This window comes from Pseudodesulfovibrio halophilus DSM 5663 (assembly GCF_059568665.1).
Window position 1 is genome coordinate 168670 of record NZ_JCANTV010000013.1, and the last position, 19796, is coordinate 188465.

Genomic DNA, 19796 nt, shown 5'->3' on the forward strand with positions numbered 1-19796 from the left:
GCAATGAAACTCATGATCGTCGACGACCATCCGCTCTTCAGGGAGGGACTCAAAACCATCATCGACCGCTCGAACAAGTATTCGGTGGTGGCCGAGGCCGGAAACGGCAAGGAAGGTTTGGAGAAGGTGCGGGAGCACACGCCGGAGATCGCGCTGGTGGACATTTCCATGCCCAGCATGAACGGCATCCAGTTCATCCGCGAGGCTGCCAAGGATTATGAGGACATGAAGTTCATCATCATCAGCATGTACTCCGAAGCGGACTACATCGTGGAAGCCTTCACCGCCGGCGCTTCCGGCTACATGGTCAAGGAGTCCGCCGCCTCCCAGCTGCTGCGATGTCTGGACGAGGTGAGCCAGGGGGAAATGTTTCTGGACAGCAGCCTCTCGCGCGAAGTCGTCTTCCGGCTGCTCAACAACAAGAACGACCGCAACGCGGGCAAGGACCCATACTCCTCGCTCACCTCTCGGGAGCAGGAGGTGCTGCGCCTGTTGGCAGAGGGGTTCTCCACCCGGGAGATCGCCCAGCAGCTCTACATCAGCCCCAAGACCGTTGAGAACCACCGCGCCAACCTCATGAAAAAGCTGAAGCTGAACAGCCCGGTGGAGCTCATCCGCTACGCGGCCCGCATCGGGCTCATCGATCTGGAGTCCTGGGCCACGTAAACGGCGTCCACGGATCAGTCCCGGGCGGCGTCCATGCGGATGATGAAGTCCTTGATCCGGTCCTTGATGGCGTCGCGGATGTCGCGCAGTTCCTGCCTTGCGCGCTCGCCTTCACCCTCGATCCGCTCCGGATCCGGAAACGGCCAGTGCTCGCGGTAGGTAACGCCGGGGAAAACCGGGCATTGCGACTCGTCCTGATCGTCGCAGACGGTGACCACCGCGCTGTACAGGCGCCCCTCGCGGTAGAAGTCGAACACGCTGTCCGCTTTCCTGTCCGAGATGTCGATGCCGTCCTCCCGCATGACCTCGACCACCTGCGGCAACAGGGCCGTCGGCTCGAATCCGGCGCTCTCGGCCTTGTATCGACCTTCGGAGAGTTCGTTCATGTAGGCTTCGGCCATCTGGCTCCGGCCGCTGTTGTGCACGCATATGAAGAGTATCCTGTCCACGCTCGGTCTCCTTTTTTACACGATCATACACACAATCTGTTACAATTTCGTTTCCAGCCGAAAAAGCCCCGCCGTCGGATGACAGCGGGGGCTTTCAAGGGAATGGGAAGGAGAGGGGCCGTGGCTAGCCCTCGGTTATCTCAATGCGGCGGGGCTTGAAGCTCTCCGCTCTGGGCAAATGAATTTCAAGCACGCCGTTGCTGAGGTTGGCCTGAATACCCTCGCGGTCCACGATGTCGGAAAGGGAAACGGTCTGGCGAAACTCGCCGCCGCCGAACTGCATCTCGGCATACCGCTCGCCTTCGCCCGACACGGTTTTGCGGCCGCTGACCGAAAGCTCGTCCTCTTCGAGGTCGATGCACAGGCTTTCCTTGGACACGCCGGGCAGGTCCATGAAGATGTAGAACCCGTCCTCGCGCTCCAGGATATCCGTGGCCGGACGATATACGGGCATTTTGCGCTCTTCGTTCTTCATAACGGTATCGTTCATGGCGTCCTCCTTTACTCGGCACCGATCTCGATGCGCTTGGGCCGGGTCTCCGCAGCCTTGGGAAGCACCACGGAAAGCACGCCGTCCTTCATGGTTGCGCGAACGTTGTCCCGGTCCACCGGCACGTTCAGGTTGACCACCCTGTGGAAAACTCCCGCCGGACGCTCCTGCCTGAAGTAGCGGCCCGTGGGGGCGGTGCGCTCACCCTTGATCACCAGCGTCTTGTCCGTGAGCGTCAGCTCAATGTCGTCCATGTTCATGCCGGGGATCTCGGCGCGTACATGGACGCTGTCGTCGTCGCTGCTGAGATTCAGGGGCGGATAGCCCAGCCTGCGGGTGTCCCCGAGCCGGGGGCGAACCATTTCCTCGAACAGTTTATCGAGATTGGGAAGAGTCTGGAAGGTGTTGAAGTCCAGTACCATGACTAAAAACCTCCTGCTGTTTGTCTATTCGCTTAACTAGCCATTACAGCGAATCTGTCAACAGGCTGAAGGCGAAAAAATGTGGAGAAAAAGAAAATCCCCCGGCACACTGTGCCGGGGGATTCGAATTCGCTCGCCGGAGCCGGGGCTGTTACGCCTTGCCGGTCCAGTCCTTCTCGGGCACGGATTGGTCCGGCAGCATGATGGGAATATCGTTGCGAACGGGGTAGACGACCTTGCATGCGGGGCACTTGAGGCCCTTCTGCGCGTCCACCGGCTCAACGCCGCCCTTGCATACGGGGCAGGCGAGAACTTCGAGCAGTTCCTTTTTCAGACTCATGGGTTCTTCCTCCTTGCGGGATGATCGGGTCTGCATACACCCTTGCTCCGCGTTGGGCAACATCCCCTAGGTGGAAACCTGCGTCTTGCCGCCGAGCAGCTCGATGGCGATGCCCGCCATCTGGTCCATGTCCGGCTTGGAGACCTGCGCGTCCGCCCGGACGGAGTCGCCCTTGTGGCGCAACTCGTCGGTAATGATGGAGGAGTACAGGATGACGGGCAGGTCGCCCAGCTCATCGTCCTCCTTGATGTTCTTGGTCAGGGTGAACCCGTCCATGCGCGGCATCTCGATGTCCGAAATGACGATGTTCACGAAGTCGGTGATGGGCCGCCCCTCGCTCTCCGCCTGTTCCTTCATCTGATGCAGCTCCTTGAGGGCGTCCTCACCGGTGTGCACCACGCGGGTCAGGAAGTTGGCCGCTTCCAGATTGTTGCGAAGCATGGCGCGGATGGTCGCGGAATCGTCCGCCACCAGCGCCTTGGGAGCACCCTGCGCCTGCACTTCGGCCGTCCATGCCGCCACGCCGGAGCTGGGGTCGAGGTCGGAAATGATATGCTCGAGGTCCAGCAGCTGTATGAAGTGCTCCTGAATGTCCACCAGCCCGATGATGGTGTCCGCGTCGAGGCTGCCCAGCAGGCCCTGCGACGGAATGACCTCGCTCCAGCCCACGCGGTGGATCTCGGTGACGCCCGAGACGAGGAACCCCGTCACGGTCTGGCTGAACTCCGTGACAATGACCACGTCGTCCGGCCCGGGCTTGCGGTCCATGCCGAGCCAGATGGCCAGGTCGAGCACAGGAAGGATGTGCCCGCGCAGAGGAATCGTGCCCAGATAGCACTCGTGCGGGGCGGACTCCGGCGGCTCCAGATCGGGGCTCTCGATAACCTGCATGACCTTGGCCACATTGACCCCGAAATAGCTGCGGACCGGCTTGCCGTCCAGCTCTTCATCTATGCAGAATTCCAATATTTCGAGCTCGTTGGTACCGGTTTCCAGCAGGATTTCCCTCTTGGATTTCTCGGCCATGACGCCTCCATGGTTTGAATTGCCTACACGCCCTCACTACGCCATTGCTTTTTTTCAGGCAATTATTCTCGCAGAAAGGGCCACTTTTCCGTGACGTTGATACGTGATACCGTCACGCCATGAGCATTGATCTGCATACACACACCACCGCGTCGGACGGCACGCTGACCCCGGCCCAGCTTGTGGAGCACGCCGCCGGCGTCGGGCTGGAGGCCGTGGCCGTCACCGACCATGACACGGTGGACGGCATAGAGGAGGCCCTTGAGGCCGGCAAACGTTTCGGCGTCGAGGTCATCCCGGGCTGCGAACTCAGCACCACCTCCCCGCAGGGGTCGGGGTGGCTGCACATCGTGGGGCTATGGGTCCCGTCCGAGCCGCAAGAACTGCTCGACGCATTCGAGTGGCTGCAGAAGGGACGCTACGAGCGCAACCATGAAATAGTGGAAAAGCTGCGCCGTAACGGCATCTCCATCACCTACGACAAGGTGGCCGAGCGCGCCGCCGGGACCATTGGCAGGCCGCACTTCGCGCAGGAGCTGGTGGCGCTAGGCGTGGTCTCCAATCCGGAGCAGGCCTTTCGCGAGTGGCTGGGCGAGCGGGGCAAGGCATACGTGCCGAAGCGCAAGCTCAGCCCGGAGCAGGCCATCGAGACGCTGCACAAGGTGGGCGCCACCTCGGTCTTGGCGCACCCCTACATTCTGGGCATGAGCATGAAACGTCTCGAACAGCTCTGCACGCACCTTCGCGACAACGGACTGGAGGCCATAGAGGTGGACTACACCGAGCACACCTCCCAGCAGCGGGCGGCCTACGGCGAGATGGCTGACAGGCTCTCGCTGATGCGCAGCGGCGGGTCCGACTTTCACGGCGAGGTCAAGCCGCTGGTCAAGCTCGGCACCGGCCGGGGCGACGTGGACGTCCCCTACAGCGTGCTCGAGACCCTGAAGCGCTACCGATCGGAAAAGGGGCTCTGGGTAACGGAGCGGCCATGACCCCGAAAGCCTGCCTCGTTCTGGATCATATCTCCGACGCAGAGTCGGTTCCGGCCGCCCTTGAGGCTTCCGGGGCCGCCGAAGCGCTGCGCGGTCGCGACGCCCTGCTGCTCAAGCCCAACCTCGTGAACGACTCGCCCTTTCCCGTGACCACGCGGCCCGAATTCTGCGCCGAGATCGTCCGCTGGCTTCGCGGCCGACTGGATGCTCAGGTAGTGATCGCGGAAGGCTGCGGCTCATGCTCGCTTGAGACGCCGGAAGTCTTCCGCAGGCTCGGCTACGAGGACATGGCCCGCCGGGAGGGCGTCGAGCTCGTGGACCTGAACACCGCCCCCACCGTGACCCGGAGCAACCCCGACTGCACCGTCTTTCCCGAAATGGAGCTGCCTGAGATGGCCTTCACCCACGCCATCGTCTCGCTCCCGGTGCTCAAGGCACACTCTCTCGCGGGCATTACCGGAAGCCTCAAAAACATGATGGGCTTTCCGCCGCCCTCACGCTATTCCGGCGCGGGGGGCAGCTGGAAAAAGGCCGTGTTCCACCGCCGGATGCAGGCCTCCGTGACCGACCTGTGCCGGTACGTCATGCCCGCCTTCACTCTCATGGACGCCAGCGTGGGGCTTGCCGACTACCACCTCGGAGGGCCGACCCTCTCCCCGCCGGCCGGAAAAATCATCGCCGGGACCGACGCCTTCGCCTGCGACCGCGAGGCCGCCGCACTGCTCGGCAAGAACTGGCGCGACATGGCCCACCTGCGCGACATGCCATAAAAAAACGGCCGAAGGCGTTCGCCCCCGGCCGTTCGTTTCCTGTGATCAATCTTCCCTAGAAGCGTTCGAAGTCATCGTCGTTCGGTGTCTCGTCGTCTTCTGCCGCGGGAAGCGCCCGGACCTGCGTACGGGGCCGGTTTCTCGGGGAATTCGCATCCACGCGGAACCACTCCATGGTGGCCTGAAGCTGCTCGCTCTGTCCGGCAAGCTCCTCGCTGGTGGAGGCCACCTCTTCCGAAGACGATGCGTTCTGCTGAATCACGCTGTCCAGCTGCTGCAGGGCCGTGTTGACCTGCTCGGCCCCGGCCTCCTGCTCTTCGCCCTGCGTGACGATGCCTTCCACGAGTCCGGCGGTTTCCCGGATGTCCGGGACGAGCTTGCCGATCATCTTGCCCGCGCGCTCGGCCACCTCCACGCTGGAGCTGGAGAGCTCCGCGATCTCGGCGGCAGCGGCGCCCGAGTTCTCGGCCAGCTTGCGCACCTCGGCGGCCACCACGGCGAATCCCTTTCCGGCCTCGCCGGCGCGGGCCGCCTCGATGGCGGCGTTGAGGGCGAGCAGGTTGGTCTGCCGCGCGATCTCCTCGATGACGGAGATCTTGTCCGCGATCTGGTTCATGGCCTGCACGGTCTCCTCCACGATGCGCCCGCTCTCTTCAGCCTGCCCCGAGGCGCTGTTGGCGATGCCGCGCGTCTTGCGGGCGTCCTCCGTGTTGCGCTGGATTCCGGCGAGCAGCTGCTCCATGCTGGCGGAGACCTCCTCCACCGACGCGGCCTGCTCGGTGACCCCCTGCGAGAGCGTCTCCGAAGAAGCCGAGAGCTCCTGACTGCCGCTGGCCACGTTTTCGGCTCCGGAGCGGACGCCGGCCACCACGTCGCGCAGCTTGTCCACCATCTCGGCGAGGGAACCGCACATGCGGCCCACCTCGTCGCGGCGGTCCACCTCGATGTTCACGGTGAGGTCGCCCTGCGTGATGCGCAGGACGTTGCCCATGCTCTTGTACAGCTGGCCGATGATGCCTCTGGCGATGATGAAGGCCAGCAGGATCGCCAGCGGCACCGCAACGGCCACGAGGACGAGAACGCTGAAGCGCGTGCTGTCTGCCTCTTCAAGCATCGCGGCGTCGGTCATGATGTTCTCGTTGACCGTATCGCGGATATTCCCGAGCGTGCGCTGAACCTCTGCCAGCGCGGGAAGGGTCTGGTTCGAATAGATGGCGCGCGCCTTGTTCTGGCCTTCCAGCTGTTCATCGTGCCAGGCGATGACCCCGTCCAGGGCTCCGAGCGTTTCCTCGGCCTTGGGCTCGGTGATGTCGTTGTAGATGGTCAGGGCCTGCGGACGGAGGCCGGAGGACAGGGCGCTGTTGAGCGCCACGACGCTTTCATGCAGGGCCTTGTGGGGACTGTAGACGGCGTCGACTCTCTGCGCGAAGACGGGGTGGTCGCGCTTGTACCGCTTCACGCGATCCGAATACAGCCACTTGCCGAGGCCGCACTTCGTGTGGTCAGTCTGCACGTCGGCACGGGTAATCGCGGGATCCAGCAGCGCTTCGTCGACGGCACGCAACCACGCAAGGTGGTCCACCTTCTTTTCCCTAAGGAAGCCGCCCATCTCGCGGTCCACGTTGATGAAATTCTCCTGAAGCAGCACGGCGGAACGGTGCAGCCGGTCATGTGCGTCCTCTATGCCGTCAAGCATGGGCGCTATGGCGGGCACCAGCTCCTCGGCATGCTCCCGGCCCTGTCCGTAATACCACTTGCCGAACCCGCACTTCGACGGATCTGTCTGCACTTCCAGCGTGGTGACGGTGTCGTCGTTGAGAAACTCGTTGACCTTGTTGCCCCAGTTGAGGTGGTCAATGACTTTCTGCAGGAACTCGCCCTTGAGCTTGTTCCCCTGGATGACTTCTTCGGCGTTGTTGACGATCCCGCCGATGCCCGTGACGGAGCGCGTGCCCACGGCCACAAGCATGACGATAAGCAGGCCGAAGCCGATACCGAACTTCCATTTCAGCGAAAGGTCTTTCCAATTCACAAATACCCCCTCCTTTATACGGCAATAACGGCTACGCCCCTAAGCTCTCATTACCGCATTGAGTATAACCAACCATTATAATAATGTATCCTCGCTTTTGGATATGTATTATCTGATCGACCCGTCCTGCGACCAAAAAATCCCCTTCAACCAATATCCAATCATTTCAGTCAGAAAGAGCCTCTGGCGCTCCAGCTTGGATTGCGTTATCAAAAGCCGTCGAACTTGTCACCCATGGAGCCCCGATGAAGCCGCCTCAAAAACACGTCCCGGAACTGCTCGCCCCGGCGGGCAACATGGAAAAACTGGAAACAGCCGTCCGCTACGGCGCAGACGCCGTCTACATGGGCGGCGGCAGCCTGAACCTGCGCGCCGGAGCGCACGGTTTTTCTTTTGAAAAACTTGAGGACGCGCTCAAGCTGTGCCGCGACTACGGAGTGAAGGCCTACTTCACGCTCAACGCCATGCCGCGCGAAGACATGCTGCCCGAAGTCCACGGGTATCTGGAGCGGCTGGAGACCCTGCGCCCGGACGGCGTAATCGCTTCGGACCCCGGCGTCATGGCCATGCTGCGACGCAGGCTGCCGGACATCCCGTTGCACGTCAGCACGCAGGCCAACACCTGCAACTCCGAATCCGTGCGATTCTGGAAGGAGTTCGGGGCGCGGCGGGTGAACGTGGCCCGGGAGGTGCGCTCGCAGGAGCTGTTGCAGATGCTCGCCATCTGCCGCCGGGAGATTTCGGACATGGAGCTGGAAGTGTTCGTGCACGGCGCCCAGTGCATGGCGGTTTCCGGGCGGTGCTACATGAGCGCCTACCTCAACGACCGGCCCGGCAACCTCGGCCAGTGCTCGCACCCCTGCCGCTACGAATACCGCCCCGCCAGCATCAGCGTGGAGGAGGCCACCCGCCCGGGCGAGGACTGCTGGGTGGTGCAGGAGTTCAAATACTCGGACGAGGGGGACACGTTCACCTTCGAGGAGGAGGATGAGTTCACCTTCCACGAGGAGGAGACCGAAGCGCCCGCCGAACCCGCCCTCACGCTCGGCGCTTCCACGGGCGGCCACACGACCTTCTTCGCCGCACAGGACCTGTGCCTGCTGCACTACCTGGAGTGGTTCTCGCGCATGGGGGTGGCGTCCATCAAGCTGGAGGGACGCGGCAAGAGCTCATCGTATCTGGCGCAGGTGGTTGACGCCTACCGCACCGCGCTGGACCACGTGAAGAGCGGCGAGTTCCGGCCGGAGCTATACATGCCCGAACTGGTCAACGCCGCCAGCCGACCGCTGACGACCGGCTTTTTCGACCCCGACAGGGTTGCGCCCATCGCGATGCCGCCGGATTCGGACGAAAAGAGACCCGTGCTCGGCAGGATTGGCGACCGCCGCGAAGACGGCCTCCGGGAACTGGAGGTCAAGGCGAGGTGGGACGCCTCGGAGACGGTGGAGATACTCGTGCCCGGGCTGGAGCGCCCGCAGCTGGAGCCGGGCGACTACCGGCTGGAATCCATGGAAGGTGAAACGCTCGAGGTAGCTCATCCGGGTATGCGGTGCCTGCTGCGTTGTGACCACCCGCAGGTCGACGCGCGCCTGTTCATACGGTCACACCGCGAATCGTCAGACTAGTTTTTCAAACAAAAAAATACGTGCGCCTCTGCCGGAGATCCGGCCGTTTCCGCCATGATGGTCGGGAAACTTCAGCGCACGTTTTCGCGTGTCTTCGGCATCTGGTGCCGGTGTATGGTGTTTTGGCCTTTTATCGAGCTACCCTCCGTTGACGGTTTCAGGTTCCTCTATGTCATGGGCCCTTGTACAATATAAATAAGCATCCTCACCTTCGTGTCCACCCCCTGCATGCATTTTTCTTTGCTTTTGGAAAAAGGCCGAAAAAATGTGCGCCCGGCCGGGTTATCCCGGCAAGTCTCCTTCCGCTGATCCGATCAGCCCTGGAAACCTCTTCTGTGGCGCACTGCGCTTTTTCTTTTACGGGGCGACTCTGTTCGCCGATATGACTCGAACCAGTCGGTGTCGATTATTTCCCCCTATCCTCCGTTTGCGGTTACTGTCCGGTCGGCTGGTGCCGACCCCTCAACCTTTGATTTCAATATAAGTGCGCGGCCCTCCCCTGTCCAGAGAAAACCGCGCACAATTTCAAAATTTATTCTTTTATTTCAGCATTTTCATTCAAGCAAACATCTTATTTTACGCCTGCCTTTTTCGAATGACAAGCACTTCCGGGACCACTTTCCCGGCCGTGTCTGAAAGATTCCGGTTTCATTAAGAAACGGGGAACAATTATCTTTACCAGCCATGCGCCGCGAGCCGGCAGGGATTGCCCTGCCGGCTCGCGGCGCATGGTGAGCGGTTGCGTTGCCGGGGTCTATTCTTCCGCGAACGGATCTGCGATCAGCGCGGCCACCCTGTTCTCGTCAAGGCTGTGCGCGGCCCCGATGGCCTGACCGAGCTGCATGGCCTGCTCGTCCGCGACCTGCTTCCTGGCGGCGATCTTGGCCTCGACGATGGAGGCTGCCTGATCCAGCTTGGCTTCCATGGGGTCGGTGTCCCGCTCCGCGTCACGGTCGGCACGTCCGATCGACACTCCCGCCGTCAAATTGCGAATACTTTCGATTCCATTCATCGCGTAATCCTCCTTGATAGTGCTCCACTACTTTACAAGGGACGTGCCGCAGAACGATTTATGAAATGATTTCAAGGCATGAAACGTGAGCTAGGCAGCTTTTGCATGGTGGAGACAGCCGCAGCGCAGGGCTTCGCGCGGACGAAATCACCGTGACTCGGCATCTATTTCCCGCAGGAAGCGGGCCAGCCCGCGCAGATAGGCTTCCCGCGAGTCCAGATAGCCCGCGTTGTGAGAGCCGTGAATTTCGAGAAAGGACGGCTCGCCCGGCAGGGCTTCCAGCAGCCCGCGCCCGAGCTTCCACGGCACGATCTCGTCGTCGCGGCTGTGGATGACCAGCGCGGGCACGTCCAGCCCCGCGACCTTGGAAGCGGAGTCGTAGCGGAAGCGCGAGAGCAGCCCCACCGGGAGCCATGGATAGTGCGCCTTGCCCACATCCACCATGGAGGTGAACGTGGACTCCAGCACCAGCCCCGCCGGGGAGACCCCTTCGCGGGCCAGCTCCGCAGCCAGCGACACCGCCACGCCGCCGCCGATGGAGCGGCCGAAGAGCACCACGTCATCCGGGGCGAGCCCCGAGCGCATCAGATAATCCCACGCGGCACGGGCGTCCGCCTCCGTGGCCTTTTCCGATGGCTTTCCACGACTCTTGCCGTATCCGGAGTAATCGAAAATCAGCACGGAAAGCCCCAGCTCGCGAAACAGCTTCAGGGTCTCCATGCGGTGCGAGACGTTTCCTGCGTTTCCGTGGCAGAACAGCACCGTGCGCCGCGCCTCGAGGTATGGCAGATGCCATGCGTGAATCCGCGTTCCCAGCCGGTTGGTCAGGTACTCGTCCCGGTACTCCATCCCGTGCGCCGCCGGGGTCGTGACATGCTCGTCCACGGGCTGGAACACCGCTGAACGCTGCGTCAGAAACATGAACAGCACGAAAAAGAGGTACGTTCCCCCGCAAACCAGCAACAGAATCTTCAAAACCGCAAACACCCTTCCTCCACGGATGTATTGGAAAAAATCACAGAATCCCCCTCCCCGAGACTAGCCAATCGCGCCGATAGTTCTTATAAGGAAAAAACTGGCTAGACAGATTGTTCACCCGGCGCCCCGGAACTCAGGAGGTTTCATAATGCTTGTCAAACACTGGATGTCCACCGATGTCGTCTCGCTCACCCCGGACCGCTCGATGATGAAGGCGTCCAAACTGATGAAAGACAAAAACATCAGCAGACTGCCCATCGTGGACGAAACCGGCACGCTCATCGGCATCGTCTCGGACCGCGACATCAAGGACGCCTCCCCTTCCAAGGCGACGACGCTCGATATGCACGAGCTCTACTACCTTCTGTCCGACATAAAGCTCAAGGACATCATGACCAAGAACCCCATGACCATCAGCGCCGAAGACACCGTCGAGAAGGCCGCGGTCATGATGCTCGAGAACAACTTCGGCGGCCTGCCCGTGGTGGACGAAAACAAAAAGCTCGTCGGCATCATCACCGACACGGACGTGTTCCGGGTCATGACCGAAATCACCGGGGTCTACCACGGCGGCGTGCAGGTCTGCCTGCGCATCCCCACCGCGTCCGGCAGCCTCCTGCCCGTGCTGGAATGCCTGCGCGACCACGACGCGCGCGTCATGAGCATCCTCACACAAAACGTGGACGAGCACACCCCCGAAAAAGCCATCTTCATCCGCCTGCGCGACATGGACAAGCCGCACCTCAAGAAGATCAAGGCCGCCATGGCGGAAAAGTTCAACGTCCAGTACTGGGTCACGGACTCGGTCAACCCCGTCGTGTAGCCGGGACGCATACAGCCATCAATGAAACGGGCCGCGTAATATTACGCGGCCCGTTTTTTCTGTCCGGCGCCCGCTCGGGTCCTTCGGCGCCCCTTCGCAGGACAAAAAAACACCCCGCGGCTCGATTCGAGCCGCGGGGTGGCGTCAGCCCTGAAAGGCGATGCGAGATGGAGTTCGCATCAGTGCTTCTGGTCGGTCCCCTCGATGATGAGGTTGGGCAGCTCGTCCGTGTCGTCGTGCTTGATGGGAAACTCCCGGTGCACGATCTCGCCGCAGCGGCGCACGGCCTGACAGATGCCGTCGGCGGGCTTCCCCTGCCTGATGGATTCCGTGACGTCGGCGACCACCTGCTCCCAGATCGCGTTGTCGATCTTGTCGTTAATGCCCTTGTCAGCCAGAACCTGCACCATGTGTTCGTAAACGGACACGTAGATGATGATGCCGGTCTGATCGCGGGTGAGATGCAGGCCGTTGTCGTAGAAGGCGTTCAGCGCGCCCTCTTCCACTTCCTCTTTCATGCGGGCCTTGCCCACGAAGGGCTTCTTGACGGCCGGGAAGCGGCGCAGGACGAAGCGGAACACCATGTTCAGGCCGAGGAATACGGCCAGAAAGGTCCACATGTCGGTTCGTCCCGCCAGCTGGCAGCCCGCCAGCCCCAGTATCATGGCGAAGACCATGGAGCCGAACGACTCGGCGCTGGGGTAGTGATGGCTCTCGTCGGCAATGACCGGGACGATCTCGCCGGAGGTGGTGGTCTCCACTTCCTTGACGCATTCCACGATCTTGGCCTGTTCTTCTTCGGTCAGAAAATGCTTGGCGCTCATTGAAGTTCCTTGCGGTTGTTTGCGGATGCCTGTTTGCGGCCCGAAGTTGCGTGTGCTTACCAGCCGCCGCTGGCGCCGCCGCCACCGAAGCCGCCACCGAAGCCGCCGAATCCACCGCCGCCGAGACCGCCGCCTCCGCCGAAGCCGCCGCCGTGGTGGCGTCCGGAGCCCATCATGCCGCCGAGGATGATCCACGGCAGGATGCCGCCTGCGCCGCCGCTTCTGCGGTAGGCCCTGCGGCTGCCGCTGCGCGGAGTGAAGAGGTGGCTGAGGGTGAAGACCACGATGATGGCCACGAACAGCAGCGGAATGCCGCCACCACCCTTGCCTTTGGAGCCGGGTGATGCCTTGTACTCGCCCTTGACCGCCTGCATGGTGGCGCTGACACCCGCGACGATGCCCGCGTCGAAGTCCCCGGCCTTGAACCGGGGGGTGATCTCGTTGTCGATGATGGAGCCGGCCAGCGCGTCGGTGAGCACGCCCTCAAGGCCGTAGCCCACTTCCAGACGGATCTTCCGGTCCGCTTCGGAGACGATGAGGATGACGCCGTTGTCCTTGTCCGCGTGGCCGAGCTGCCACTTCTCCGCCACTCGGATGCCGAAGCCTTCGATGGATTCTCCCTCCAGCGACGGCACGGTGAGCACCGCCATCTGGGTGGAATCCGAACCTTCAAGGCCCGCGAGAGCGGCGTTGAGCTTCTGCCGCACCTGCGGGGAGAGCATTTCGGCCTTGTCCACCACGCGCCCGGTAAGCTGCGGCACTTCAAGGGCGATGGCCGGGACCGCCAGCGCGAGCATGAGCAGGGCCGAAAGCGCGATTTTCATGATGCGCATTCCGGATTAACCGCCCTGTCCGAAATCCACGGAGGGCGCGGTCGCGGCTCCGGGATCGGCCTGATAGAATTCCTTGCGCTCAAGGTTGAGCAGCATGCTGTTGGTCAGCGAGTTGGGGAAGGTGCGGATGGAGGTATTGAACCGCTTCACCGCCTCGTTGTAGCGCTGGCGCGCCACGTTGATGCGGTTCTCCGTGCCTTCGAGCTGGTGCTGCAGCGCCATGAAGTTCTGGCTGGACTTGATCTGGGGATAACGCTCCACCACGACCATCAGCCGGGACAGGGCCGAGGAGAGCTGTCCCTGCGCGGCCTGAAACTTTGCCAGCGCCTGCTTGTCTCCGAGGTCCTTGGGGGAGATGTTGGTCTGGGTGGCCTTGGCGCGGGCTTCCACGACCGCCGTGAGCGTTTCACGCTCGTGGGAGGCGAAGGCCTTGACCGTCTTCACGAGGTTGGGGATCAGGTCCGCCCTGCGCTGCAGGGTGGCCTCGAGGTTGCCCCACGCGGCGAAGACTTCTTCCTCGTTCTGCTGAATGGAGTTGTAGCCGCAGCCGCTCAGGGCGGCGGTCATGACCATGATGGCGAAAAGCGTACCGATTTTTTTGAACATCGTGTGGTATCCTGGTTAAGCGTTTGCTGGATACCTGTATAAGACCCATGGAGCCCCGGTGCAAGGGGCGGTTTGGTGAAATCGGCCGCGATCCTTCCCGGAACGCGTCACGGTACGGGAACGTCGTGAAGGTTCGCATCCCCGGTCCGTTTTCGCTCACGCCTCGGGGCATCGCCGAAAACAGACTCGTGCGCGTCGGCGAGCAGGTCGGCGTTGGCACTCTTTCCACCTTCAGGATAGACGATGCGGGCAAGGCCAATCCCTGCGACGAACAGCAGGATCAGCACGGCAAGGGCGATGCAGGGCGGCATGGGCGACTCCTTTGTTGAAGGTCTCCATATCCACCTTCCCGCCGGGGGGTGACAAGTCCGCGACTGCGCGGTGACGGTTCCGGAAAATCTACAGGTCCACCAACTCCACGTCCGCTTCGGCGATGCCCCGGCCGAGGAAGCCCGCCCCGGTACGGGCGAAACGAGCCGCATCGTCAGTGGTCAGAAAACCGACCTCGCCGGGCCCGGCGCTCGCGGTGTTCATCGCCAGCTCATCAAGCTGCACGCACACGCTGTGCGCGGCGGTCCGTGCCGAGTCCACGATGACGGCCTCGGGGTTGATCACGTTGCCGATGGCCTGCCGAAGCAGGGGGAAATGCGTGCAGCCGAGCACCAGCGTATCCGGCGCGTCCGGGGTGTTGAAGACCGGGTCGAGATACCGCGCCGCCACCGCCTCGGCGATGTCGCCGGTGTGCCAGCCCTCTTCCGCCAGCGAGACGAACAGGGGGCAGGGGTGGCCCGTGACTTCGGCGTCCGGCCGCAGGGCGAGGATGGCCTCGTGGTAGGCGCGGCCTCGGATGGTGGATTCCGTGGCGATTACCGCGATGCGTCCTGAGCGGGTGGCGCGGCAGGCGGTCTGGGCTCCCGGCTCCACAACGCCGACCACGGGGATGCCCGGGTGCGCCTCGCGCACGGCGTCGAGGGCTGTGGCGCTTGCGGTGTTGCAGGCGATGACCATGAGCTTGACCCCGCGCGAAGCCAGCACGGACGCGGCCTGAAGCGCGTAGCGCGTGATCGTGGCCGGGCTCTTGGTGCCGTACGGCAGCCGCGCGCAGTCGCCGAGGTAGAGAAATTTTTCATGCGGCAGGCGCATGGTCAGCGCCTTGAGCACGGTCAGCCCGCCCACGCCGGAGTCGAAGACGCCGATGGGCAGCTCCTTGTTGTAGTCGATTGCGGTCTTGTTCATTCGCGTTATCGGATATGAAGCGGTTCCGGATGGTTGTCCGCGAGGATTTCGCCGATGACCGCTGCGGTCTCCCCTGCCTCCTCAAGCATGGACAGCGCCTTGGCCAGTCGCTCCTGCGGAACGCTGAGGATCAGGCCGCCCGAGGTCTGGGCGTCGAAGACGAGGTCGTACCTGATGGGGTCGAGCCCCTGCGCGGCATCGGTCTTGATCTTGTAGTAGTCGCGGTTGCAGATGCTGCCGGCCGGGAGCATACCCATGCCCGCCAGCTCCACGGCTTCCGGGATGAAGGGGATTGCGTCGAGGTCGAGCCTGGCGGTAACGCCGCTGGCATCGGCCAGTTCGATGAGGTGCCCGCCGAGCCCGAAGCCGGTCACGTCGGTGGCGCCGGTCAGGCCCAGCTCGGCGATGACCTCGCCCCCGGCACGGTTCAGGCGGGAGGCGATGCGGTACAGGGTCTCTTCCATGGCCTCGCACCCTTCCCAGTCGGCCTTGACCGCGGTGGCCAGAACGCCGGTCCCCACGGGCTTGGTCAGCACCAGCGCGTCGCCGGGGCGCGCGCCCCGGTTGGAGGAAAACCGTTCGGGGTCCACGGTGCCGGAAACGGCCAGCCCGTATTTCAGTTCCGTATCTTCCACGGAGTGTCCGCCCGCAAGCACGGCCCCGGCTTCGAGGATCTTGTCGTGCCCGCCCTTGAGAACCTCGGCCAATATCTCGCCGGGCATGTCCTTGACCGGAAAGCAGACGATGTTCATGGCCGACCACGGCGCGCCGCCCATGGCGTACACGTCGGACAGGGCGTTGGCCGCGGCTATCTGGCCGAAGCGATAGGGATCGTTGACGATGGGCGTGAAGAAGTCCACCGTCTGCACCAGCGCCCTCCCTGCCGGAAAGGTCACGATGGCGGCGTCGTCGTTGTCCCCGCTGCGTCCGGCGAGAAGCCGTTCGTCGGGTCGGCCTCCAAGGCCGGAAAGGGCGAGCTCCAGGTCCCCCGGAGCAATCTTTGCGGCTCAACCGGCCGCGCGGACCGTGTTGACCAGCTTGATCTTCTTCATGAATGACACTCCGTTTATGAAGGGACTTGGTAGCAGAACCCCGGACGGATGGAAAGGGAGGCTAGCGGGCCGCGCCCATGACCGCCGCGGCCCAGTTCCGGGCCTGCGCATACAGGGTCGTGACCCGCTCGGGGCTGAGCTCGAGCGTCTTGATGCGTTGGTCGCAGTCCGCCCAGTACCCGCGCTCGAAGCTGTGCGCGAGCATGAGCAGTTGATGCAGCTTGCTTTTGCCGGTCAGGGCCTTTTTCACGGTCTCGTCCAGCGGCAACTCTTCGAGAACGTCCAGCATCCGCACATCCAGCATGGCGTCCAGCAGGGAAAACAGGCCGATGATGAACATGGGCTCATCTATCTTGCACGCCTCGGATTCACCACAGAGCAACTCCATGAACCGGGCCCGAAGCACCGAATAGTAGGCAAGCTCGGCTCCGCGGGGAGACGGGTTCAGGTCCGAGAGCAGCGCCGAGCGGAGCCACTGGGTGATCTGTCTGGTGCCCAGCATGGAGACCGCGCGGTGCACGCTGTTTATCTTCACGCTCAGGCCGAAGCTGGCGGAGTTGAGGTACCGGAACAGCCTGTAGGAAAGCGAGGGGTCATGCGAAAGGATCTCGGAAATGCGTTCGGGGGAGATGTCGTCCGAGCCGAGCTCCTGCATGAGCTGCATGCGCGATATCTCCCCTGCGCTGAGTTTCTTGCCGCTCACAAGCTCGGGTTTGCTGAAAAAGAACCCCTGAAAAAGGTCGAAGCCCATCTCGCGAAGCGCGTCGAACAGCTCACGCCCCTCGACCTTTTCGGCCAGCAGGGTCTTTCCGGACGGCAGGGAGTCCACCACCTGCCCGATTCGCTCGATGTCGCCATCAAGCCCCAGCACGTCCACCTTGACAATGTCCGCCAGCTCCACGAGCGGACGCATCGCCTCCTCGCCCATGAAGTCGTCCACCGCGATGGTGTAGCCTTCCTTCCTGAGCTCGCGGATCGCGCACAGAACCTCTTCGGACGGGGTGACCGACTCCAGAATCTCCACCACGCCCAACTCCACCGGCATTGCGTATGCCGCCTCGGACATGAGCAGGCTCTCGGGAAAATTCACGAGAAACTTGCGCCCGCCGGGCACTCCGGACGCCGCAGAGGCGATCCCGTCCGCCAGAACCGAATTCGTGGCGGCCTCGTCGTCGATTACGCCCGCGGCCATCGCTTCGGCAGAGTCGCGGAAAAGCAGCTCGTAGCCCCAGACCTCCATGGACTGGGTAAACACCGGCTGCCTGGCCACGAAGACCGCTTCAAACGCGTCCTGCTTCATGAATGATAAACCTCTTGGTCAGGGCTACCACAGGGCGGGCCGGATCGCCATGCCGTTATTGAACAGACTGTTGCCAATCTCAGCGGCTTTCGCCGCCGGTCCAGAGGTAGTGGAAGCCGGACGGCGGCGGCAGGAGATGTGTCACGTCAGCCCCGAAAAGGGACACGGGGCGCGTGGACGCGCTCATGGAGTTGTAGGCCGTATCGTCAGGATACAGGGTGCGCCGGTACGCCACCACCGTCGGGTCGCCCTCGATGCCGCCGAGCTTCGCGGCCTCCTTGAACGCTTCTTCGAGGTGGACGATGCGGTCCACCATCCCCAGCTCGACAGCCTGCCGGGCCGTGAAGATGCGGGCCGTGCGGATGGTCTCCATGGCGGCGTCGGAAGGCGTGCGGCGCTCCCGCACCAGCCCGGCGAACCGGTCGGCCATGTCGTTGATGATGGTGCGGAACAGCTCCTGCTCTTCTTCACCGGCTTCACGAAACGGTGAGCCCATGTCCTTGTTGCGTCCGGACTTGGCCACTTCCACGTTCACGCCCACCTTGTCCATGAGTCCGTGCACCTTGGGCAGGACGTAGATGACTCCCACGGAGCCGGTGACGGTGGTGGGGTGGGCCACGATGGAGTCGGCCGCAAGGGCGGCGTAGTAGCCGCCGGAAGTGGCTGTGTTCATGAGACAGGCCACCACCTTCTTGCCGGTCTTCTCACGGAAACGGGAGATCTCGTGATAGGCGATGTCGCTGGCGGTCACGGTGCCGCCGGGTGAGTCTATCTTGATCACCACCGCCTTTACGGCCTCGTCCTTTTCCGCCACGCGCAGACGGGTGACCAGTTCGTCGATGGGGCTGGGGCGCGGGCCGAAGATGCCGCGCTCGGGCGTGTCGCTGATGAAGCCGTCGAGGGAGATTACCGCGACCTTGCCGTCGGCGCCCTCCTCGAGTACCGCCTCCTTGAGCGGCTGGCCGTTGTCTCCGAATATGCTGACCTTCGGCGCACAGGCGGCGAGGCACAGGGTCAGGGCCAGCGCCGTCACGGCGGCTACGCGGTGGAGCATGATCCCTCCGGCTATTTCTTCTTGGTTTTCTTGCGTTTTTTCCCGGAAGCAAGCAGCTTGCGCAGCTCATCCGCGGCGAGCAGCGGGTTGTGCTCGTGCAGCAGGAACCGTTCGTCGCGGGAGCTGGTCCAGTGCCAGCCGGCGGGCCGCTTGAGAAATTTGGCCCCGCGGCTTTCGAGGTACTCCTCGGCGTCGACGCGCGCGGACTCGTCCTTCAGCTCCTCGGCAACGGCGTCGCGCTGGCGGATCTCCCGCAGCTGCGCGGCGATCTCGTAGGAGCTGCGGATAAAGTCCTCGGGCTGTATGTCGGTCTGTTTTTTCCGTCCCTGAAGATAGCGCTCCAGTTCGGAAAGGTCGGCCTTGAGTTCCCTGATTTCGTAAAGGGCCGCTTCCCGGGCGGCGTTCGACTTGTTGTCCAGGAGCCGGAAGAGTGCGGTGAGCTTTCTGAGCGACATGCGGCCTCGGGGGTTCTGGTTTCTGGGATTGCCGGAACCATATCCCATTGCCGATGCCGCGTAAAGACCGGGACCGTTTCATGCGTGTGGACGCTTCGTGCCGGGAGACGATATCGAAGGGCGCCGAAGGCCGATTGATAAATTAATTCAAGTTGAAGCTAGTCTGACACTGCAACAACCGCCTGTCCGTCCGTGAGTTCGGCAAGGGCGGCCTCCAGCCCCTCCTGCCGCTCCTTAGGCAACCGGAGCAGGAACCCCGCGTCGGCCCCGAAGCGCTCTTCGAGCACTTCGGTTTCGTGCTCAGGAAGCATCCGCTGGAACAGGGTCACCGCGTTGTACGGCATGAGGGCCTCCACGGTGACGGTCTCCACGCGCTCCGTCAGCGGCAGGGTGTCCAGCCCCAGCTTGACCATGCCGGAATAAGCGCGCACCAGCCCGCCGGTGCCGAGCTTTGTCCCGCCGAAGTAGCGAGTCACCACCGCCGCGACTTCGCCAACTTCAGAGTGCAGCAGCACGTTCAGCATGGGGCGTCCGGCGGTTCCGTGCGGTTCACCGTCGTCGCTCATGCCGACCTGGGCGGTGTCCCCGGGCGGGCCTGCGGCGAAGGCCCAGCAGTTATGGGTCGCGTCCGGAAATTCGGCCTTGATTTCATTGACGAACTCACGCGCCTGCTCTGCGGTTTCCACGCGCGCGAGGGTGGTGATGAAGCGGCTGCGCTTGATGGACTCCTCCACCCTGTGGCGGGAAGCGGGAACGGGATAGCGTTTCGACATGGTCGGGAGCATACGGCATTGGCCGTCCGAGGCAAGTC

23 protein-coding genes are annotated in these 19796 nt (G+C 62.9%); 5 read left to right on the forward strand and 18 right to left on the reverse strand.

Annotated elements, in window-relative coordinates:
- Nucleotides 1-3 precede the first annotated feature (3 nt).
- Nucleotides 4-666 carry a response regulator gene (locus BR24_RS12830; protein ID WP_496541879.1) on the forward strand — a complete coding sequence of 221 codons (663 nt, stop codon included), beginning with the start codon at nt 4-6 and terminating at the stop codon, nt 664-666.
- 14 nt (nt 667-680) lie between these two features.
- On the opposite strand, the gene BR24_RS12835 is transcribed toward BR24_RS12830, so the two are convergent.
- From BR24_RS12835 to BR24_RS12855, 5 genes are all read right to left on the reverse strand, one after another.
- The gene (locus BR24_RS12835; protein WP_496541880.1) at nt 681-1115 is read right to left on the reverse strand and encodes an arsenate reductase ArsC; all 435 of its coding nucleotides are present in this window, start codon (nt 1113-1115) and stop codon (nt 681-683) included.
- A gap of 124 nt (nt 1116-1239) precedes the next feature.
- Complete coding sequence (locus BR24_RS12840; protein ID WP_496541881.1) at nt 1240-1605, reverse strand: Hsp20/alpha crystallin family protein; 366 nt, start codon at nt 1603-1605, stop codon at nt 1240-1242.
- Between the two features lie 11 nt (nt 1606-1616).
- Entirely contained in the window at nt 1617-2027 is a 411-nt protein-coding gene (locus BR24_RS12845; RefSeq protein WP_496541882.1) for an Hsp20/alpha crystallin family protein, read from the reverse strand.
- Between the two features lie 151 nt (nt 2028-2178).
- The gene (locus BR24_RS12850) at nt 2179-2367 is read right to left on the reverse strand and encodes a Trm112 family protein (RefSeq protein WP_496541883.1); all 189 of its coding nucleotides are present in this window, start codon (nt 2365-2367) and stop codon (nt 2179-2181) included.
- Nucleotides 2368-2433: 66 nt separating this feature from the next.
- Entirely contained in the window at nt 2434-3393 is a 960-nt protein-coding gene (locus BR24_RS12855) for a chemotaxis protein (protein ID WP_496541884.1), read from the reverse strand.
- Between the two features lie 119 nt (nt 3394-3512).
- Here BR24_RS12855 and BR24_RS12860 point away from each other — a divergent pair, with 119 nt between their 5' ends.
- Both BR24_RS12860 and BR24_RS12865 read left to right on the forward strand, forming a co-directional pair.
- A complete protein-coding gene (locus BR24_RS12860; protein WP_496541885.1) occupies nt 3513-4385 on the forward strand; it encodes a PHP domain-containing protein in 873 nt (290 codons plus the stop codon).
- A complete protein-coding gene (locus BR24_RS12865) occupies nt 4382-5155 on the forward strand; it encodes a DUF362 domain-containing protein (protein ID WP_496541886.1) in 774 nt (257 codons plus the stop codon). The genes BR24_RS12860 and BR24_RS12865 overlap by 4 nt, the downstream gene beginning before the upstream one ends.
- A 55-nt stretch (nt 5156-5210) precedes the next feature.
- Here the strand turns inward: BR24_RS12865 and BR24_RS12870 are convergent, their stop codons facing one another.
- Nucleotides 5211-7187, reverse strand: coding sequence for a methyl-accepting chemotaxis protein (locus BR24_RS12870; RefSeq protein WP_496541887.1), 1977 nt, complete (start codon nt 7185-7187; stop codon nt 5211-5213).
- 245 nt (nt 7188-7432) lie between these two features.
- Between BR24_RS12870 and BR24_RS12875 the strand changes: the two genes are divergently transcribed.
- Nucleotides 7433-8812, forward strand: coding sequence for a peptidase U32 family protein (locus BR24_RS12875; protein WP_496541888.1), 1380 nt, complete (start codon nt 7433-7435; stop codon nt 8810-8812).
- Between the two features lie 754 nt (nt 8813-9566).
- Here BR24_RS12875 and BR24_RS12880 read toward each other — a convergent pair.
- Nucleotides 9567-9824 carry a hypothetical protein gene (locus tag BR24_RS12880; RefSeq protein ID WP_496541889.1) on the reverse strand — a complete coding sequence of 86 codons (258 nt, stop codon included), beginning with the start codon at nt 9822-9824 and terminating at the stop codon, nt 9567-9569.
- Between the two features lie 147 nt (nt 9825-9971).
- Nucleotides 9972-10799: an alpha/beta hydrolase gene (locus BR24_RS12885; RefSeq protein ID WP_496541890.1), complete on the reverse strand. Its 828-nt coding sequence runs from the start codon at nt 10797-10799 to the stop codon at nt 9972-9974.
- A gap of 151 nt (nt 10800-10950) precedes the next feature.
- Here BR24_RS12885 and BR24_RS12890 point away from each other — a divergent pair, with 151 nt between their 5' ends.
- The gene (locus BR24_RS12890) at nt 10951-11625 is read left to right on the forward strand and encodes a CBS and ACT domain-containing protein (protein ID WP_496541891.1); all 675 of its coding nucleotides are present in this window, start codon (nt 10951-10953) and stop codon (nt 11623-11625) included.
- Between the two features lie 179 nt (nt 11626-11804).
- Here the strand turns inward: BR24_RS12890 and BR24_RS12895 are convergent, their stop codons facing one another.
- The 10 genes from BR24_RS12895 to BR24_RS12940 all read right to left on the reverse strand — a co-directional run bounded on the left by BR24_RS12895 (nt 11805) and on the right by BR24_RS12940 (nt 19758).
- Nucleotides 11805-12449: a TPM domain-containing protein gene (locus tag BR24_RS12895; RefSeq protein WP_496541892.1), complete on the reverse strand. Its 645-nt coding sequence runs from the start codon at nt 12447-12449 to the stop codon at nt 11805-11807.
- 56 nt (nt 12450-12505) lie between these two features.
- Nucleotides 12506-13273 carry a TPM domain-containing protein gene (locus BR24_RS12900; protein WP_496541893.1) on the reverse strand — a complete coding sequence of 256 codons (768 nt, stop codon included), beginning with the start codon at nt 13271-13273 and terminating at the stop codon, nt 12506-12508.
- Between the two features lie 15 nt (nt 13274-13288).
- Nucleotides 13289-13888, reverse strand: coding sequence for a LemA family protein (locus BR24_RS12905; RefSeq protein ID WP_496541894.1), 600 nt, complete (start codon nt 13886-13888; stop codon nt 13289-13291).
- A gap of 107 nt (nt 13889-13995) precedes the next feature.
- Nucleotides 13996-14199, reverse strand: a complete 204-nt coding sequence (locus BR24_RS12910; protein WP_496541895.1) for a hypothetical protein — start codon at nt 14197-14199, stop codon at nt 13996-13998.
- A gap of 88 nt (nt 14200-14287) precedes the next feature.
- Complete coding sequence (murI, locus tag BR24_RS12915) at nt 14288-15124, reverse strand: glutamate racemase (RefSeq protein WP_496541896.1); 837 nt, start codon at nt 15122-15124, stop codon at nt 14288-14290.
- Between the two features lie 5 nt (nt 15125-15129).
- Nucleotides 15130-16176: a selenide, water dikinase SelD gene (gene selD, locus BR24_RS12920; protein ID WP_496541897.1), complete on the reverse strand. Its 1047-nt coding sequence runs from the start codon at nt 16174-16176 to the stop codon at nt 15130-15132.
- Nucleotides 16177-16237: 61 nt separating this feature from the next.
- Nucleotides 16238-17476: an EAL and HDOD domain-containing protein gene (locus BR24_RS12925; protein ID WP_496541898.1), complete on the reverse strand. Its 1239-nt coding sequence runs from the start codon at nt 17474-17476 to the stop codon at nt 16238-16240.
- Nucleotides 17477-17555: 79 nt separating this feature from the next.
- A complete protein-coding gene (gene sppA, locus BR24_RS12930; protein WP_496541899.1) occupies nt 17556-18530 on the reverse strand; it encodes a signal peptide peptidase SppA in 975 nt (324 codons plus the stop codon).
- Nucleotides 18531-18541: 11 nt separating this feature from the next.
- Complete coding sequence (locus tag BR24_RS12935) at nt 18542-19033, reverse strand: hypothetical protein (RefSeq protein WP_496541900.1); 492 nt, start codon at nt 19031-19033, stop codon at nt 18542-18544.
- A 110-nt stretch (nt 19034-19143) separates the two neighbouring features.
- Nucleotides 19144-19758: a YigZ family protein gene (locus BR24_RS12940; RefSeq protein ID WP_496541901.1), complete on the reverse strand. Its 615-nt coding sequence runs from the start codon at nt 19756-19758 to the stop codon at nt 19144-19146.
- Nucleotides 19759-19796: the final 38 nt, after the last annotated feature.

Excerpts from the sequence above, each read along its gene's own strand:
- BR24_RS12830 (WP_496541879.1), top strand. The coding sequence starts at position 4 with ATGAAACTCATGATCGTCGACGACCATCCGCTCTTCAGGGAGGGACTC.
- BR24_RS12840 (WP_496541881.1), bottom strand. The coding sequence starts at position 1,605 with ATGAACGATACCGTTATGAAGAACGAAGAGCGCAAAATGCCCGTATAT.
- BR24_RS12845 (WP_496541882.1), bottom strand. The coding sequence starts at position 2,027 with ATGGTACTGGACTTCAACACCTTCCAGACTCTTCCCAATCTCGATAAA.
- BR24_RS12850 (WP_496541883.1), bottom strand. The coding sequence starts at position 2,367 with ATGAGTCTGAAAAAGGAACTGCTCGAAGTTCTCGCCTGCCCCGTATGC.
- BR24_RS12855 (WP_496541884.1), bottom strand. The coding sequence starts at position 3,393 with ATGGCCGAGAAATCCAAGAGGGAAATCCTGCTGGAAACCGGTACCAAC.
- BR24_RS12860 (WP_496541885.1), top strand. The coding sequence starts at position 3,513 with ATGAGCATTGATCTGCATACACACACCACCGCGTCGGACGGCACGCTG.
- BR24_RS12865 (WP_496541886.1), top strand. The coding sequence starts at position 4,382 with ATGACCCCGAAAGCCTGCCTCGTTCTGGATCATATCTCCGACGCAGAG.
- BR24_RS12875 (WP_496541888.1), top strand. The coding sequence starts at position 7,433 with ATGAAGCCGCCTCAAAAACACGTCCCGGAACTGCTCGCCCCGGCGGGC.
- BR24_RS12880 (WP_496541889.1), bottom strand. The coding sequence starts at position 9,824 with ATGAATGGAATCGAAAGTATTCGCAATTTGACGGCGGGAGTGTCGATC.
- BR24_RS12890 (WP_496541891.1), top strand. The coding sequence starts at position 10,951 with ATGCTTGTCAAACACTGGATGTCCACCGATGTCGTCTCGCTCACCCCG.
- BR24_RS12895 (WP_496541892.1), bottom strand. The coding sequence starts at position 12,449 with ATGAGCGCCAAGCATTTTCTGACCGAAGAAGAACAGGCCAAGATCGTG.
- BR24_RS12900 (WP_496541893.1), bottom strand. The coding sequence starts at position 13,273 with ATGAAAATCGCGCTTTCGGCCCTGCTCATGCTCGCGCTGGCGGTCCCG.
- BR24_RS12905 (WP_496541894.1), bottom strand. The coding sequence starts at position 13,888 with ATGTTCAAAAAAATCGGTACGCTTTTCGCCATCATGGTCATGACCGCC.
- BR24_RS12910 (WP_496541895.1), bottom strand. The coding sequence starts at position 14,199 with ATGCCGCCCTGCATCGCCCTTGCCGTGCTGATCCTGCTGTTCGTCGCA.
- murI (WP_496541896.1), bottom strand. The coding sequence starts at position 15,124 with ATGAACAAGACCGCAATCGACTACAACAAGGAGCTGCCCATCGGCGTC.
- BR24_RS12925 (WP_496541898.1), bottom strand. The coding sequence starts at position 17,476 with ATGAAGCAGGACGCGTTTGAAGCGGTCTTCGTGGCCAGGCAGCCGGTG.
- sppA (WP_496541899.1), bottom strand. The coding sequence starts at position 18,530 with ATGCTCCACCGCGTAGCCGCCGTGACGGCGCTGGCCCTGACCCTGTGC.
- BR24_RS12935 (WP_496541900.1), bottom strand. The coding sequence starts at position 19,033 with ATGGGATATGGTTCCGGCAATCCCAGAAACCAGAACCCCCGAGGCCGC.
- BR24_RS12940 (WP_496541901.1), bottom strand. The coding sequence starts at position 19,758 with ATGTCGAAACGCTATCCCGTTCCCGCTTCCCGCCACAGGGTGGAGGAG.